Genomic DNA, 16,857 nt, shown 5'->3' with positions numbered 1-16,857 from the left:
ACTTGTTGCCGTACACCTGCAGTTGCTTGCCGGTGGTGGCGGTCCAGCGTTGGCTGGTGGCGTTGCCGCAGTCCCAGAGTTGGACCTGGGTGCCGTTGCTGGTGCTGCCGTTCGGTACGTCGACGCATCGGCCGGACTGGCCGCCCACGATCTGCTGGCCGCCGGCCGGCGGCGGGGTGGTCGGCGGCGTGGTCGGACCGCCGCCGGGCGGGGCGTAGCCGGCAGCCGTGATGTTGGCCTGGACGGCCTCCTCGGTGGCGTTGGAGGGGTAGCCGGAGGTCAGCACCCCTTCGTAGAACGTGCCGGCGCCGGAGACGCTGTTGTCGCCACCGATGCCGAGCAGGATCGCCCCCTGCTTCTTCATCGGGTGGTAGCCGGCCGGGCGCGGCCCGTCGAACGTGGTGGACAGCCCGCCGGTCTGCGCGTTCCCACTGCGGATGGCCCAGTGATTCGACTCGCCCTTGACGACGGCCGTCACGAAGCGGTAGTTGAGGGAGGGATTCCGGTTGTAGCCCTGGTTCTGGCCGGAGAACAGTCCCCACTCCAGGTCGCCCATCACCCAGGGGCCGTTGCCGTCGCCATAACCCCACTGCCGGTCGGCGCCGAAGTAGACGGTCTCCATGATGGCGGGCGAGTCGGCGGTGTTGGTGGTCTGCGCGTTGCCGTAGTCGAAGCAGCACCAGTTGTTGTAGTGCACGCCGTCGACCACGGCGTAGATGCCCTCCGGCTGGTCACCGGTGGCGACGCCGTTGGTGTGGTTGTTGCGGTAGCCGGTGCCGGGGGAGACGTAGACGCCGTACGCCTTCTGCCCGCCGACGGTGATCGGGGCCGCCTTCGCGTCGGCGAGGTTGTCCACCCCGCCCGGGCCGGGGCCGGACCAGGTGCCCTTGGGCGCCTGCGTGAGGTGGTTGCCCCGGCCGGACTGGTCATACAGGACGGTGATCAGGCAGGACGTGCCGGCGCAGAACGAGTCCTGCGTCGCGGCGTTGACCACCCCGCCGGCGGCCAGCACGCCGATGTCCCGGGTGGTGTTGTCCGACGAGCGCCGGACCTGGTACAGCGGGCCGTTGTAGGAGCCGTACAGGGCGCGGGTGGTGCTGTGCGCGGCCACGCACGGCGTCCCGCCGGCCGCGTAGATGTCGCACGACTGGTTGGCCGCCGCCCGGGTCGGCGTGGCGGAGCCGACCACCGATCCGATGCTGACGAGCAGGGTCGACGTGAGGGCGAGCACCGTGATCCCGGGCCGCCTTAGCCTCCTGGGCATGTGTATGACTCCTCTGGTCGGCGCGAACGCGCATGACCGCGGGGTGATGTGGGCGATCAGCGACGCCTGCACGTCCGAGCAGGGGTCGGAGCCTCCCAGTGGCCGCACCGGGCCGACGGTCGCCGTTTCGTCGCGACCATCGGCCGTCCCGCGCCCTACGAGAATGAGTCATACATAGCAGGGTGTCAATATGGAGGAAACATTCACCGCCCGCGGCGGACCGGTCAGCGCGCGGGCGCCCCGATGGCGGCGATGACACGCGGCCGGAGTTCGGCGACGCTCACCACCGCGTCGACCGAGCCGACCTGCACCGCGCGCTGGATGCTGTGCACCCGGTCGAACTCGGTGGCCACCTCGCCGAGCTTCTCGGCCCGGACCGAGGCGCGCAACTCGTCCAGTTCGGCGGTCAACGTGGCGCGCTCGGTGCCGGTGGCGGCCCCGGCCCGGACCTCCAGGTCCCGTACCCGGGGATCGGCGGCGGTGCGGGCGTTGACGTCATTGGCGAAGACCACCGCGGCGGCGGGCGCGCCGCCGAGCACCGAGGCGAACGAGCCCTCCAGCGCCAGCACGGTCATGTTCGGGTTCAACGCCTTCGAGAACACCACGAACGCGCCGCCGTGGTACCGCGAAATCACGCAGAACACGATGGGCCCGCGGAAGTTCACGATCGCCCGGCCGATCTCGGCGCCGTACTCCAGTTGCAGCTTGCGCATCGACTCCGGGGAGCCGTCGAAGCCGGACAGGTTCGCCAGCACGACCAGGGGCCGGTTGCCGCTGGCCGCGTTGATCGCCCGCGCGGCCTTCTTCGACGAGCGCGGGAACAACGTACCCGCGGTGTAGGTGTCCGGCCCGTCGGTGGGCGGGAAACCGTGCCGCGGCACCGACCGCGACTCGATGCCGAGCAGGCACACCGGCCGGCCGCCGAGATGCACGTCCTGCACCACCGCGGTCTCCGCGTCGGCCATGCCCGCCCACCGCTCCAGCACCGGGTGGTCCTGGTCGGCCAGGGCGCGCATCACCGTACGGATGTCGAACGGCTTCTTGCGGTCCGGGTTGGCCCGGGCCGAGAAGATCTCGCCGACCGTGCTGAAATCGCTGTCGGCCACCACGTGCGGGAAGGTCGAGATGTCCCGGTCGACCGGGTCGGTGCTGACCGCCGGGCGCGGCCCGGCCTCACCGGCCACCACGTACGTGTGGTCGTAGTGCGCCATCAGGACGTCCCGCGCGGCCGGCAGGTCCGGCGCCCAGTACTGGGCCTGCCCGTTCGGACCCATCACCCGGTCGTAGCCGCCGATGCCGAAGTTGTCCTCGGCGGACACCCCGCCGGAGAAGTCGAGCGACTGCTTGCCGGTGAGCACCATCGCCGAGTCCGGCGTCATCACCAGGATGCCCTTGGTGTGCATGAGCATCGTCGCCTCGGCGTTCCAGTACGGCTGCGCGCCGACGTTGATGCCCGCCACGACGATGTTGATCTCGCCGCCGTCCTGGGTGAACTCGACGATCCGCTTGAGCGCAGCCGCCACCCAGTCCATGTTCTCGGTGCCCGACGTCATCGAGATCCGGGCCCCGGCGGACAGCGCGTACCACTCCAGCGGCACCCGCATCCGCTCGGCCAGGTCGAGGGCGGCGATCACCCGCCGGCACTCCGGCTCGGACAGGGCGCCGAGCGACTTGGTCGGGTCGCCGAGCAGCACGACCCGGGTGACACCCTGCGGATGCCGCGTGGTGGGGGTGGTGACCACGCCGGCGACGATCGCCGCGCTGTTGCGCCCCTTGGGCCGGTCCACCGGCACGAGCACATGCCGCTCGTCGAGGTCGTGCTCGACGAACTCGCCGAGCAGCCCGGTCAGCTCGTAGGGGTAGACCGTGTTGCGGCTGCTGGCCCGCAGCACCTTCAGCCGGTAGTCGTCCAGTGGCTCGACCGCCTCGACCGGCGGCTCGCCGACGGTCAGCGTGACCCCGCCGGTGACGTCGAAGACGATCCGTACGCCGATCTTGGTCAGCTCGCCGGTGCGGCGGTCGCGCTGCCGCGCGATGAACAGGATCTCCTCCAGTTCGGCGCCCCCGGTGGTCGGGCGGACCCGACCGGCGATCGTCTCCATCTCCTCGCGGGTGAGTTCGCTCGGCGGCCAGACGTAGATGACGATCCGGTTGGTCGGGAAGCGGCTCTTCGACGGGCGCTGCGCCTGGGCGCGGCGGATCGAGTCGAGGCAGGCCGCGACGGTGTCCTCGGTGGTCGGCAGCGCCACCAACCGGCCGTCCTGCTCGCGCAGCGCGGTCAGGTCACGCACCTGGGCGAACGCGACGAGCCGCTGGTCGGACGGGTTCTGCCGGGCCACGCACTGGAACAGGTAGACCTCCTCGTCCGCCGACGGCAGCCGGGTCAGGTCGAACTTGTGCAGCCGTTCCAGCTGCATCCGCTGCGCGATGTACGGGTGCAGGCCACGGATCAACCGATCCTCGACCATCCCGTCCGGCGCGGCACGGAACGTGAAGTGGTGGTGCATCACCGCCCCACCGCGGCCCGCGGCGGTGGCGGTGATCCGGCGGACCCGCGGCGGCAGCGGGTGCGCGGCGATGACCTCGCCCAGGGCGGCCGCCGCGACGTCGAAGTCCTCCGGCCGGTTCTCCCAGGTGAGGTAGATGTCGGCGTCGACGGCGTCCCCGTCACGGGCCAGTTCGGCCAGCCCGCGCAGCGCGTCACCCAGCGCCTCGAAGCGCACCCCGGCGGAGACCACGCTGGAGTCCGCCCGCTCGGCGACCACGAACGCGCAGCCCGCGACCGTCCGGGTCCGTACGGCGGTGAGCGCCTTGTTGCCGTAGTAGCGGCGGGTCAGCACCTCCAGCATGACCGCGTTGTCCAGGTGGTCGCGGACGAGCCGCTGGCCGAGCAGCCGGACCAGCGGCTCGGTGCTGCGGACCATCTCGGCGATCCGTTCGGCGCGGTCGGGCGCGTCCGGGTGGGCGTCCAGGTGGCGCAGGTGTTCCCGGACCCGGGCGTAGACGCGGGCCCGGTTGCGGCGCAGCAGCGGCTGCGCGAACCAGGCGAACACCACGCCGCGGGCGAGGTCGGCGATCGCCGGGAAGCGGACCTGGGTCGCCGCCACCAGCCGTTCCAGGGCGAGACCGGCGGGCTCGCGCAGCGAATCCTGCGGCGGGGACTCCCGCAACCAGGCGCGCAGCAGCGTCGCGATCACCGTGGCGTCGGCGGCCCCGCGCTGCTGGGCGAGGAAGATCCGGAACACCGCGGCCTCGAGCTCGGGGGAGCGCTCCAGGTCGGTCACGCCGTAGTGCTCGAGGACCTTGGCGAGCCGGGCCCGGAACGCCTCGGGCAGCCCGGCCCGCTCGACGTCGAGGCTCTGCAGGTACGTGTGGAAGTACTCCCGGGCGCTGTGCAGGCGGCTGCCGGCGCCGTCCTCACCCGTCGGCCGGTTGCGGCTGAGTTCGGCGAGATCGGTGAACACGTTGCACAGGTCGATCTCCTCGGCCAACTGCCGGTGACCGTCCCGCGCAACGGCCCGTCGGGCGTCGAGGTAGTCGTCGAGCACCCGACGCTCGTCGTGCGGATCCACGTCGAAGCCCAGCAGCAGCCCGCGCAGACCGTCCTGGCCGCGCGCGGTGCGCTCGCGCCCCGGTACGTCCACCGGCGCGGCCGGCAACTCCAGCTCGACGGTCGGGCCGGTCGGGCCGGCGGTGGCCGCGGCGTCCCCGTCGACCAACGGCTCCAGCCGCAGCAACGGTGCGCCCGCTTCCACCTGGCTGCCCACCGAGACGGCGGTTTCCTTCAGCCGGGCCCGGAACGGCGCCCGCAGCACCGTCTCCATCTTCATCGCCTCCAGCACCAGCACCGGAGCACCCGCCTCGACCTCGGCGCCGACCGGCACCGGGGTGGCGACCACCAGCGCGGGCATGGGGGAGCGGACGACGCCGCCCTCGTCGCGGCTGACCCGGTGGGTCACGCCGTCCACCTCGACCAGGTGCACCGGTCCGTGGGTTCCGGTGAGCAGGCGGTACCGGACCCCGTTGACCGCGATCTGCCCGGTGTGCCGGTCGAACCGGTCGAGTTCGACGTCGGCGGTGCGGACCTCCTCGCCGACCTCGATGCCGACCCGGAACCGGTGCGCGCCGACCCGGGCCACCCGCATCCGGTAGCCGACGCCGCGCAGTTTGAGGTCCAGCGGTCGGCCGCTGCGGTGCTGCACCTGCGGGCGCCCGCCGGCCGCCGTCGACAGCAGCCGCTGTCGCTCGGCGCGCTCTTCCTCCTCGTACGCCTCGATGGCGGCGGCCGCGAGCGCGACCGCGGAGTGCCGGTGCGCGACGAGCCGGCCCTCGGCGCGTACCCGGTCGATCCAGCCGGTGTCCGCACTCGCGTCGATCACCTCGGGCTGGTCGAGCAGGTCGAGCACGAAGCTCTTGTTCGTCGCGCCGCCCTCGATGACGACGGTGGTGTCCGCCATCGCCCGGCGCAGCCGGCCGAGTGCCTCGTCCCGGTCCCGGCCGTACGCGATGATCTTGGCGATCATCGAGTCGAAGTCGGCGGGGATGGTGTCGCCCTCGCTGACGCCGGTGTCCACCCGGATGCCCGGTCCGGCGGGCAGGTCCAGCCGGGTGATCCGGCCCGGCGAGGGTGCGAAGTCCCGGTCCGGGTCCTCGGCGTTCAGCCGGGCCTCGATGGCGTGCCCGCGCTCCACCGGCGGCGTGCCCTGCAGGCGCCCGCCCGCGGCGACGTGCAGCTGTGCCTTGACCAGGTCGAACCCGGTGGTCGCCTCGGTGATCGGGTGCTCGACCTGCAGCCGGGTGTTGACCTCCAGGAAGGCGAACAGCCGCTCGCCCGGGTGGTAGAGGAACTCCACGGTCGCCGCGCCCCGGTAGCCGACCGCGACGGCGAGCCGTTCGGCCGACGACTTCAGCTCGGCGACCTGCTCCGGGCCGAGCACCGGGGACGCCGACTCCTCGATGACCTTCTGGTTGCGGCGCTGCACCGAGCAGTCCCGGACGCCCAGGGCCCAGGCGGTGCCCTGGCCGTCGGCGATCACCTGGACCTCGACGTGCCGGGCGCCGGTGACCAGGCGCTCCAGGAACACGACGCCGCTGCCGAACGCCCGGGCCGCCTCCTGGCTGGTGCGCTCGTACGCGTCGGCGAGTTCGGCGTCGCTGCGGACCACCCGGATGCCGCGCCCGCCGCCGCCCGCGGTGGCCTTGAGCATCAGCGGGTAGCCGATCCGGTTCGCCGCGGCCACGGCGGCGTCCAGGCTTCCGACCGGCCCGCGGCTCCACGGCGCGACCGGCACGCCGACCTCCTCGGCGATCAGCTTCGCGCCGATCTTGTCGCCGAGCTTGCGCATGGCTTCCGCGTCCGGTCCGACGAAGGTGACGCCGACCTTCTCGCACAGCTCCGCGAACGCCGGGTCCTCCGCGACGAAGCCCCAGCCGACCCAGGCGGCGTCGGCGCCGGTCTCCACCAGCGCCCGCTCCAGCACGGCGTGGTTGAGGTACGGACGGGTGGACGCCGGCCCGAGATCGTACGCGACGTCGGCCTCCCGGACGAACGTCGCGGTCCGGTCGACGTCGGTGTGCAGTGCGACGGTCTCGATCCGGGTGCCGGTCTCCGCGGCCAGTTCCCGGACCGCGTGGATGAGCCGCATGGCGGCCTCACCACGGTTGACGATGGCGACGCGGGTGAACACGTGACCGGCCCCTTCGGTAGTCCACGAGGTGTGTGCCGCAGACGGTAGTCCTCCCCGGCTGTGATCACCTTTCCGCCTGTCAGCGGGTCGCGCCATGTCGTAACCGCCGAAGCCTCAACGGTGGGGTTTGTAGGAACCCTACAAAAGTTTTTAGCTGTCCGGCCACGGCCCCATTCGATCGACGATCGCTGGTTAGGCCCCGGGCGTGACCGTCGCTAAGGTTAGGCGAACCTAACCACGCACCGTACGGAGTTCCGTGACCATCCCCCTCACCCGGTCGGCCCCCACCGGCCCGCGCGTCGGCGCCCGCGACGGCCGTCGGGTCGCGGTCACCGCCGCGGCGGCCCTGGTGCTGGTCGGGACCGTCCTGGCCAGCCTGGCCCTCGGCAGCCGGCCGCTCGGTGCGCACCAGGTCTGGGCCGCGCTCGTCGCCCCGGACGGCGGGGACGCCAGCACCATCGTCCGCGACCTGCGGCTGCCGCGTACCGTGCTCGGCCTGGCCGTCGGGCTCGCGCTCGCGGTGGCCGGTCTGCTCCTGCAGGCGCTCACCCGCAACCCGCTCGCCGAGTCGCGGATCCTCGGCATCAGCGCCGGCGCCTCGTTCGGCGTGGTGCTGGCCATCTCCGTGTTCGGCGTCGGCACGCTGGCCGGCTACGTCTGGTTCGGCATCGGCGGGGCGCTGCTGGCCGGAGTGCTGGTGCTCGCGGTCGCCGCCCGCGCCCGCGAGGGCGTCGGCCCGGTCACCCTCGCGCTGGTCGGCGCGGCCCTGGACGCCAGTCTCGCCTCGGTGGTGTACGCCCTGCTCAGCATCGACGCCCGCACCTTCGAGGAGTACCGGTTCTGGGTGGTCGGCGGCCTGACCGGCCGGGACCTGTCCGTCGCCGGGCAGGTGCTGCCGTTCGTCCTCGCCGGGCTGACGCTGGCCGCGCTCGTCGCCCGCGGGCTGGACGCGCTCGCCCTCGGCGACGACGTGGCGCGCGGACTCGGCCATCGGATCGGGTTGGTGCGGCTCGGCGGCGGCGCGGCGGCGGTGCTGCTGACCGGGGCGGCGGTCGCCGCCGCCGGACCGATCGCCTTCGTCGGGTTGGCGGTGCCGCACCTGGCCCGGGCGCTGGTCGGGGCCGACCACCGCTGGAGCCTCGCGGTCTGCGCGCTGCTCGGACCGGCGTTGCTGCTCGGCGCCGACGTCGTCGGCCGGCTGGTCGCCCCGCCGGGCGAGATACCCGCCGGCATCGTCACCGCCGTCATCGGCGCGCCGCTGCTGGCCGTGCTGGTCCGGCGGGCCCGGCTGGTGACAGCGTGACCGCCACGTCCCCGGCGCCCGGCCGCACTCCCTCGCCGGGCGGTGCCTCCTCGACCGGCGGTGCCTCCTCGACCGGCGGTCCCCGGACCGTCGGTGGCGCCCGGCCATCCGCCGGCGCCCGGGTGCCCGGCCGCTCGCTGCTGCGCCTCGGGCCGGTCAGCGTCCAGGTCCGGCGTCGCCCGGTGCTGGTCGCCGCCGTGCTGACCGTCCTGCTGGTGGGCGCCGGGACACTCAGTCTCTCGCTGGGCACCCCGTACGTCGCCCCGGTCGACGTGCTGCGCGCGCTGTCCGGCGCCGACACCCCGTACGACCTGGTCGTCGTGGGGTTGCGGCTGCCCCGACTGGCGCTCGCGGCGGTGGCCGGCGCGGCGTTCGGGCTGGCCGGCACGCTGATCCAGGCCGTCGCCCGAAATCCCCTGGCCAGCCCCGACGTCATCGGCATCACCCAGGGCGCCGGGCTCGCCGCGACGGTCGCCCTGACCGGCGGCGCGGCGGCCGTGCTGGTCGCACCGGCGGCGCTGGCCGGTGGCCTCGTCGCCGCCGCGCTGGTGCTCCTGCTGGGCGCCCGGCACGGCCTGGCCGCCCAGCGGTTCGTGCTCGGCGGCGTGGCCGTGGCCTTCGCGTTGCGGGCCCTCATCGAGGTTGTCATGCTCACCGCCGACCCGATCGACGGGTTGCGCGCGCAGATCTGGCTGATCGGCACCCTCGCGGGCAAGGGCTGGGCGGAGGCCGGCTGGATCGCCGGCACGCTGCTGGTCCTGCTGCCCGTCCTGCTCTGGGCCGGCTGGGCGCTGAACAGCAGCGCGTTGGACGACGACACCGCCCGGGGCATCGGGCTGCGTCCGGTGGCCCGCCGGATCGGGCTCGCCGGCACCGGGGTGCTCGCCGCGGCGATGGTCACCGCCCAGGTCGGCGCGGTGGACTTCGTCGCCCTGGTCGCGCCGCAGGTGGCCCGGCGGTTGGTCCGGGCCGAGCGGCCACCGCTGCTCAGCTCCGCGCTGCTCGGCGCGTTGCTGCTGGTGCTGGCCGACCTCGCCGGCCGGCGCCTGTTCGCGCCCACCCAGCTGCCGGCCGGGGTGCTGACCGCGGCGATCGGCGGACCGTACCTGCTGTACCTGCTGCTGCGCGGTCGCCGGAGGTCGTCGTGACCGCCGCCGGCCGTCCCCGCGTCGGTCCCGCCGCCGGTCGCTCCCGCCCCGATCCCGCCGAGGAGGCGTGATGCTCTCCACCCGCGACCTGGTCGCCGGTTACGACGAGCGGACCGTACTGGACGGACTGCACCTGGACGTTCCGGCCGACGCGTTCACCGTGATCGTCGGCCCGAACGCCTGCGGCAAGTCCACCCTGCTGCGCACGATGGCCCGGCTGCTCACCCCGCGCCGCGGCACCGTGCTGCTGGACGGTGCCGCCATCCGGGACCTGCCCACCCGGGAGGTGGCCCGCCGGCTCAGCGTGCTCCCGCAGAGCCCGCTGGTGCCCGAGGGGGTGACGGTGGCCGATCTGGTCGGTCGGGGCCGACAGCCGTACCAGCGCTGGTGGCGGCAGTGGTCCGCGGACGACGCCGCCGCGGTGGACCGGGCGATGGCGCTGGCGGACGTCACCGATCTCGCCGGCCGGCCGGTGGACACCCTGTCGGGCGGCCAGCGGCAACGGGTCTGGATCGCCATGACCCTCGCCCAGGACACCGAGGCGCTGCTGCTGGACGAGCCGACGACCTTCCTCGACCTGGCCCACCAGGTGGAGGTCCTGGACCTGCTGCACCGGCTGCGCGCCGAGCGGGGCCGCACCGTCGTGGCCGTGCTGCACGATCTCAACCAGGCCGCCCGCTACGCCGATCACCTGATCGCGATGCGGGCCGGTGCCGTGCTGGCGGCCGGGCCGCCACGGGAGATCCTCACCGTGGACCTGGTTCGCGAGGTGTTCGGGCTCGACTGCGTGATCGTGCCCTGCCCGGTCACCGGCGCACCGCTGGTGGTGCCCGCGCTGACCACGCCCACCCTGGCCGGCCCACTGCCTGCCGCCGGTGGGGAAACCCCCGCCGGTACGGAACACCCGAAAGGAACCTGATGCGTCGTCTCGCCGCCGTCCTCGCCGCGGCCGTAACCCTCGGTGTCGGCCTGACCGCCTGTGCCAAGAGTGATCCGGTCGCCGGCACCTCCGACGGTCAGATCCGGGAGATCACCCACGCCATGGGCACCACCAAGGTGCCGGTCGCGCCCAAGCGCGTCGTGGTCCTCGACACCGACAAGATCGACACCGCGCTCTCGCTCGGGGTCACCCCGGTCGGCGCGGCGACCGCGGGCGAGGCCAAGAGTTGGCCGACGTACTTCGGCGCGGAGAAACTCGCCGGGATCAAGGAGGTCGGTGTCCTCACCGAACCGGACCTGGAGGCGATCACCGCCCTCAAGCCCGACCTCATCCTGGGCAGTAAGTTCCGCCAGGAAAAGTTCTACGACGAGTTGTCCGGCATCGCGCCGACGGTCTTCACCGAGAAGGTTGGCGTCACCTGGAAGCAGAACTTCCTCCTGGACGGCGCCGCGCTCGGCAAGGAGCAGGCGGCCAAGGACCTGCTCGCCGGCTACGAGGCGCGGGCCCGCCAGTTCGGCGCCAAGCTCGGCGACGCCGCCGCCCGCAAGATCTCCATCGTCCGGTTCATGCCGACCGAGATCCGGGTGTACGGCCCGGACTCGTTCTCCGGCATCGTCGTCGGCGACACCGGCCTCGGCCGGCCGGAGCGACAGGTGCTCACCGGCAAGGCGGACCGACGGATGGACCGGGTCAGCCCGGAGCGGATCAACGAGGTCGACGGCGACGTCATCTTCGTGACCGCGTACGGCCAGAAGGCCGCCGCCGAGCAGGCCAAGGTGACCGGCGGCGCGCTCTGGCAGCGGCTGCCGGCCGTCCGGGCCGGCAAGGCGCACGTGGTCTCCGACGAGATCTGGATGACCGGGATCGGCGTCGGTGCCGCCGGCAAGATCCTCGACGACCTGGAGAAGTACCTGACCGCCTGACCGTCCGGAGGGGGACGGGCGCGGGACGGCCGGCCGCGGGCACACCGCGTCCGGACGGTGACTATGGTGTGGACCATGCCGGTTCGCGCGGATGGCTTCGCCTTTCCTCCTCGACGCCCCGCGGAACGACTGGGTGTGGCGGTCGTCAGCGAGCTCGTCGAGCTCATCGTCACCGGCCAATTCGGCGAGGGGCAGCTGTTGCCGCCGGAGGGGGTGCTCACCGAGCATTTCGGCGTGAGCCGGACGGTGATCCGCGAGTCGGTGAAGCGGCTCGAGGAGAAGGGCCTGCTGGTGGTCGCGCAGGGCCGGGGCACCCAGGTGGCCCGGGTCGGTTCTTGGAACATGCTGGACCCGACGGTGCTGTCGGCCTTGGTCGACAACGACGAGTCGTTGGGCGTGCTGGACGAGCTGACGATCGTGCGCGGCAGCCTGGAGGGCGCCATGGCGGGCGCGGTGGCGAGCCGCCGCACGCCCGAGGAACTGAGCCGGGTCGAGCACGCGCTCCAGACGATGCGGGAGATCCAGCACGAGACCGACTCCTTCCGGCAGGCGGACGTGGTCTTCCACTTCACCGTCATGGAGCTGTCCCGCAACCGCCTCGCGGAGAACATCGCCAAGCGCCTCTACCGGCGGGCGTTGGAGAGCACCCGGTACCACGGGGTGGAGTACGAGAGCGCCTTCGAGTCGACGCTGGACGACCACGCCCTGGTGGTCGACGCCATCTCCCGGCGGGACGCGGCGGCCGCCGAACGCGCCATGCGGGACCACATCGTCAATTCCTGGCAGCTCCGCCGGTTCGGCAGACCGGCGGAGCAGCCGGAGTCCGACGCCTAGACCAGTTCCCCGGTACGCGGATCGGGAACGAGGCGCAGACCGGCCCGGGCCGGCCGGACGTGCGGTCCGGCGACCGGGGGCGGCGGGGTGAGCGCCCGGGCGGCCAGAATGCGTTCCTCGTCGACCCGGATGCCGAGGCCCGGTCGGTCGCCGAGGACGATGCCGCCGTCGGCGATTTCCTGGTCGACGTCGAGCCCGACCGGCCAGGAGAGGTCCTGGATCTCGCTGACCAGGTGGTTGGGCACCGCGGCGGCGGCGTGGGCGAGCGAGTTCCCGTGGTACGCCACCGGACTCACCGGCAGGTCGCGCGCGTGGGCCACCGCGGCCAACCGCAGGAAGTGGGTGATGCCCCACACGCTGCCGACCTGGACGATGTCGACCGCCTCGGCGTCCAGCAGCGGGCGGTACTGTTCGAGACCGGTGAGGTTCTCGCCGGTCGCGACGGCGGCGCGGATCCCGCTCCGGACCGAGGCGAGACCGGCCGCGTCCCACCTGCGTACCGGCTCCTCCACCCAGCTCAGGTCAACCGTGCGCTCCAGCGCCGTGACGAACCGGACGGCCTGCGAACGGTTCCACGACTCGTTGGCGTCGAACATCAGGGCCGGCCGGGTGGAGTTGCGGCCGAGGACGTCCCGGACCGCCTCCAGCCGCCGTCGGTCGCGCTCGACGTCATGGCCGCCCTTGAGCTTGGCGGCGGTGAAGCCGCGTTCGGCGAAGCGTTCGTACAGGCGCACCAGTGCGTCGTCGTCGAGCGCGATGTCCAGCCCGGAGGCGTAGCCGGGGACGAACCGGTCCGCCGCCCCGATGGTGCGCCAGAGGGGTTCGTCGGCCGCCTTCGCCTTCAGGTCCCACAACGCCATGTCGATCGCGCCGATCGCGCCGAACGTCGCGCCCGAGTGGCCGGTCTTGAACACGTGGTTCAACATCCGGTCGTAGAGGGCCAGCACGGCCCGCGGATCCTCGCCCTCGACGGCTCCGAAGACCCGGTCGACGTCGGCGTGCGGGCCGAGACCGACACCTTCGAGCCCGTCGTCGGTCCGCAGGATCAGCACCTGAACGTCGGTGCACGGTTCTGGCATCACCCCGTTGGCGTCGCCGATCAGCCGACCCCAGTCGTGCCAGGTGGTGAGGCTGCGGTAGCCGGTGACCTTCACGGTCGCTCCTTCACTGGTTCGACGTTCACTCCTTGGTACCGCCCGCTGTCATCCCGGCAACCAGGAAGCGCTGCGAGAAGAGGAAGACGATCAGCACCGGCAGCACCGAGATGACGGTCGCCAGGGCGAGCGTCGGCAGCTGGACGGACTGGGTGCCGGCCGAGGTCGGGTTGAACGCCGGCGTCGAGGCCAGCAGCGAGGTCAGGCCGACCTGCACCGGGTACCCGTCGCTGGACGGCAACATGACGAACGGCAGGAAGAAGTTGTTCCAGTTCTGCACGAAGCTGAAGAACGCGACAAGCGCCACGATCGGGGTGGCCAGCGGCAGGGCGATCCGGGTGAACACCTGTGCCTCGCCGCACCCGTCGACGCGCGCGGCCGCGAGGAGGTCGCGGGGGATGCTCGTCGAGAAGTAGATGTAGGTCAGGTACACGCCGAACGGGAAGAAGGACATCGGCAGGATCACCGAGAGCGGGTGGCCGATCAGCCCGACCACGTTCAGTTCGAGGAAGATCGGCAGCACCAGGGCGGTGTTCGGGATCAGCATCACGATCAGCGTCAGCACCAGCAGCAGGCGCCGGAGCCGGAACCGGGTCAGGGCCATGGCGTACCCCGCCGGGATGCTCGCCACCAGCGTGACCAGCAGGGCGCCCAGGGCGTACAGGGCGGAGTTGGCCAGCCAGGTGGTCACCGCGCCGTCCTGGAACCCGAACAGCTGGTCCCAGTTGGTGCGCAGGTCGTCGAGGCCGCCGGGCAGGAACGCGTTGTCCACGACGAGTCCGTGCGCGGACTTCGTCGTGGCCAGCAGCAGCCAGACGATCGGAATGGCGAAGAAGAGCACGAAGACCAGCACCACGGCACCGACGATGGTCCGGGCGCTCCAGCCGCTGACGCCGACCCGCCGCGTGGTTCGGTCACTGTTCACCGTCGTCATGGCTCAGTCCGTTTCGAACAGGCCGCCGCGGACCACGAACACGGCCGACAGGGCGAGGGCGATGACGAGCAGCAGCAGCGAGATGGCCGCCGCGCCGTTGAAGTCGTTCTGTTGGAAGGCGTACTGGTAGGCCAACTGGTTGAGTGAGTAGTCGTTGGGCACGACCGCGTTGCTGGCCTGGGAGAGCAGCTGTGGCTCGACGAACAGCTGGGTGCCCGCGGCGAGTGACATGATCCCCATGTACGAGATCCACTTGCGGAGCAACGGGAGCTGCACGTGCCAGGCGATCCGGACGGTGCTGGCCCCGTCGATCCGCGCCGCCTCCATCACCTCGGGGCTGATGTTGTTCAGCGCGCCGTACATGATGACGATCCATCCGCCCGCACCGGTCCAGAAAGCCATGATCGCGAAGATCGGGGGCAACTGGCCCGGTGCGATGACCTGGACGAAGCTGGTGAAGCCGAACAGGTGCAGCAGGCCGCTGACCGGGCTCGCGGTGGGATCGAGCACGAACAGCCAGAGCAGGACGCTCGACGCGCCGGCGACCGCACCCGGTAGGTAGAAGACCAGCCGCAGGGTCCGACTCAGCCACCGCACCCGAATGGCGTGTACGACCAGGGCCAGGAAGGTGACCAGCAGCACCAGCGCGACGAGCCAGATCGCCAGGTAGAGCGCGACGTGCGTGACGGCCGGCCGGAACCGGAAGTCGCCGGCGACCTTGGTGAAGTTGTCGATTCCGGCGAACCCGCCGGTCCCCGTGGTGAACGCCAAATACACGGCGTAGAGGGCGGGCAGGATCCCGAACGCCACGGTCAGCGCCGCGTAGAGCGCGACGAAGCCGTAGCTCAGTGCGCTGTGCCGCCGCGTTCCCGTCGGTGGTCGGGCGGGCGGGCGCGGCGGTCCCGCCGCCGCGCCCGCCCGTTGCCGGGTCGAATCAGTGATCGTCACTTGACCGTGTAGCCGTTGACCTGAGCCTGGTTCTTGATCGCCGTCTGCCACTCGGGCAGCAGGTCGGCCACGCTCTTGCCGCTCGCGATGGCCGGCGTCATCGTCTTGGCCCAGATCGCCTCCTGGCTGAAGACGCCGGAGCCCCAGCCGTTCCAGATCTTCGTCCCGGCCTCGGTGATCGCCTTCAGGTCGGTGGCGTAGTAGCCGCTCGACTCCTGCTTCTTGATCCATTTCTCGGCGGCCGGGGCGTAGGCCGGGTAACCGGGAGCGACCTTCACCTGGTAGTCGTCGGCGGTCGTGACGAACTCGACGAACTTCTCGGCCGCCTTGAGGTTCTTGCTGTGGCTGCTGACGAACCAGGTGCCGCCGCCGACGTTTCCGGTGACCGGGTCCTCGCCCCGCCACGGCAGCGGCGCCGCGACCCCGAGCTGGCCGGCGGGGACGTTGAGCGACTGCGGGTTGTTGAAGATGGCGCCGGCGTACCAGGCCGGGCCGGGCATCAGCAGCACCTTGTTCGCGTAGGTCTTCACGAACTCGGGCGTGAAGACGCTGATGTTCGGTGCGGTGCGGTTCTTGACCAGGGTGTCGATGAGGGTCGCGGCGCGTTTGCACTCGGTGCTGGTCGTGTTCACCGTCACCGACTTGGGGCCGGTGATGCCGTTGGCCTGGCACTTGCTGCCCCAGAAGAAGACCTCCGGGGTCCACGGGTCACCGACGGTGCCGACGAGGTAGCCGGGGTGTTCGCGGGCCACCCGCTCGCCCAGCGCCTGGTACTCCTCCCAGCTGGTGGGGAGGGCGTAGCCGAATCCGTCGAGCAGCTTCTTGTTGTACCAGAGCACGACCTGGGCGAGGTCGTTGCGCAGGCAGTACACCTTGCCGTCGACCGTGCACGGGTCGAGCGCGCCCTTGGTGAACTTGTCGAGCACGTCGCGCGGCACCAGACCCTGGTCGAGTACGGCCGCGAAGGCGGGCTTGCCGTTGCTCTGCTGGCTGGCCCAGGCCGCGTCGTTGTTCTGGGTGGAGAACACGACGTCCGGCCAGCCGCTGTTCGCCCGGTCGAAGAGTTGCATCTTGGTGCGGAACGAGTTGGACCCGTTCGACGAGCCGTCGTACGTCTCCACCTTGAGTGAGACGTCGGGGTGGGCCTTCTTGAAGGCGTCCACGGCGGTCGACCGGTCGGCGTCCACCCACACCGTGATGGTCGCCTTGTCGTCCTGCGCGACCTGCGGGAAGCCGTAGGAACCGGATGAGCTCTCGGTTTTGCTGTTGCAGCCGGTCAACGCCATGGCGATGGCGAGTATCCCCGCGGTGCTGGCAGCGACCAGCGATCCGCGAGTGGGCCGGACACGAGGGGTGTGCGACATGTCGGCGTTCCTTCTGATGTATGCCGGAGATCCTGGCGGATCGATCTCGTTCGCGATCACTGCTGGCCAGCACCATAAAGGAATACGTATGATGTTTGCAAGCATAAATTTGCAGGGGGCGGTCCCGGTGCGTGCCGGGGCCGCCCCCCACGGGTGAGCGCGCGGCGGCCCGGTCAGTTCCGCAGGCTCCATTTCTGGTTGGTTCCGCCGTTGCAGGTCCAGAGGATGAGTTTGGTGCCGTTGGCGGTGCCGGCGGCGTTGGCGTCCAGGCAGAGTCCGGACTGTTGGCCGGTGATGGTGCCGTTGGCGTTGACGTTCCATTGTTGGTTGGTCTGGCCGTTGCAGTCCCAGATGATCA

The 16,857-nt window shown here is 71.7% G+C and carries 12 protein-coding genes; 5 read left to right on the top strand and 7 right to left on the bottom strand.

The genetic code is table 11. The annotated features are described in order from the left end of the window. The coding region (locus ACFOX0_RS32790) for an arabinofuranosidase catalytic domain-containing protein (protein ID WP_377553310.1) at positions 1-1,264 on the bottom strand (1,264 nt) is incomplete at its 3' end. Between the two features lie 224 nt (positions 1,265-1,488). Then, positions 1,489-6,951 (bottom strand): ATP-binding protein, encoded by a 5,463-nt coding sequence (locus tag ACFOX0_RS32785; RefSeq protein WP_377553308.1) that lies wholly within the window; start codon positions 6,949-6,951, stop codon positions 1,489-1,491. Positions 6,952-7,207: 256 nt separating this feature from the next. Between ACFOX0_RS32785 and ACFOX0_RS32780 the strand changes: the two genes are divergently transcribed. The 5 genes from ACFOX0_RS32780 (at position 7,208) to ACFOX0_RS32760 (ending at position 12,099) form a co-directional block, all read left to right on the top strand. Continuing rightward, a complete protein-coding gene (locus ACFOX0_RS32780) occupies positions 7,208-8,254 on the top strand; it encodes a FecCD family ABC transporter permease (RefSeq protein ID WP_377553306.1) in 1,047 nt (348 codons plus the stop codon). Continuing rightward, positions 8,251-9,402 carry a FecCD family ABC transporter permease gene (locus tag ACFOX0_RS32775; protein WP_377553304.1) on the top strand — a complete coding sequence of 384 codons (1,152 nt, stop codon included), beginning with the start codon at positions 8,251-8,253 and terminating at the stop codon, positions 9,400-9,402. Before ACFOX0_RS32780 ends, ACFOX0_RS32775 begins: the two co-directional genes overlap by 4 nt. Positions 9,403-9,472: 70 nt before the next feature. Continuing rightward, on the top strand, positions 9,473-10,321 hold the full coding sequence (locus tag ACFOX0_RS32770) for an ABC transporter ATP-binding protein (RefSeq protein WP_377553302.1): 849 nt from the start codon (positions 9,473-9,475) through the stop codon (positions 10,319-10,321). Then, positions 10,321-11,265, top strand: coding sequence for an ABC transporter substrate-binding protein (locus tag ACFOX0_RS32765; RefSeq protein WP_377553300.1), 945 nt, complete (start codon positions 10,321-10,323; stop codon positions 11,263-11,265). Before ACFOX0_RS32770 ends, ACFOX0_RS32765 begins: the two co-directional genes overlap by 1 nt. A 75-nt stretch (positions 11,266-11,340) precedes the next feature. After that, positions 11,341-12,099, top strand: a complete 759-nt coding sequence (locus ACFOX0_RS32760) for a FadR/GntR family transcriptional regulator (protein ID WP_377553298.1) — start codon at positions 11,341-11,343, stop codon at positions 12,097-12,099. Here ACFOX0_RS32760 and ACFOX0_RS32755 read toward each other — a convergent pair. The 5 genes from ACFOX0_RS32755 to ACFOX0_RS32735 all read right to left on the bottom strand — a co-directional run. After that, positions 12,096-13,253 carry a mandelate racemase/muconate lactonizing enzyme family protein gene (locus tag ACFOX0_RS32755; RefSeq protein WP_377553296.1) on the bottom strand — a complete coding sequence of 386 codons (1,158 nt, stop codon included), beginning with the start codon at positions 13,251-13,253 and terminating at the stop codon, positions 12,096-12,098. The two genes, ACFOX0_RS32760 and ACFOX0_RS32755, sit on opposite strands and share 4 nt — an antisense overlap. Before the next feature lie 25 nt (positions 13,254-13,278). Then, positions 13,279-14,187 carry a carbohydrate ABC transporter permease gene (locus ACFOX0_RS32750; protein ID WP_377553294.1) on the bottom strand — a complete coding sequence of 303 codons (909 nt, stop codon included), beginning with the start codon at positions 14,185-14,187 and terminating at the stop codon, positions 13,279-13,281. Positions 14,188-14,190: 3 nt separating this feature from the next. After that, the gene (locus ACFOX0_RS32745) at positions 14,191-15,135 is read right to left on the bottom strand and encodes a carbohydrate ABC transporter permease (protein WP_377553292.1); all 945 of its coding nucleotides are present in this window, start codon (positions 15,133-15,135) and stop codon (positions 14,191-14,193) included. Continuing rightward, a complete protein-coding gene (locus ACFOX0_RS32740) occupies positions 15,132-16,499 on the bottom strand; it encodes an ABC transporter substrate-binding protein (protein WP_377553290.1) in 1,368 nt (455 codons plus the stop codon). The genes ACFOX0_RS32745 and ACFOX0_RS32740 overlap by 4 nt, the downstream gene beginning before the upstream one ends. A gap of 173 nt (positions 16,500-16,672) precedes the next feature. Continuing rightward, on the bottom strand, positions 16,673-16,857 hold a 185-nt coding region (locus ACFOX0_RS32735), incomplete at its 5' end, for a ricin-type beta-trefoil lectin domain protein (protein WP_377553288.1).

The sequence above is a fragment of the Micromonospora zhanjiangensis genome (assembly GCF_042650605.1).
Lineage (GTDB): Bacteria > Actinomycetota > Actinomycetes > Mycobacteriales > Micromonosporaceae > Micromonospora_J > Micromonospora_J zhanjiangensis.
Note: the sequence above shows the minus strand (reverse complement) of the source record. Positions and strands in the feature narration are given on the sequence as shown.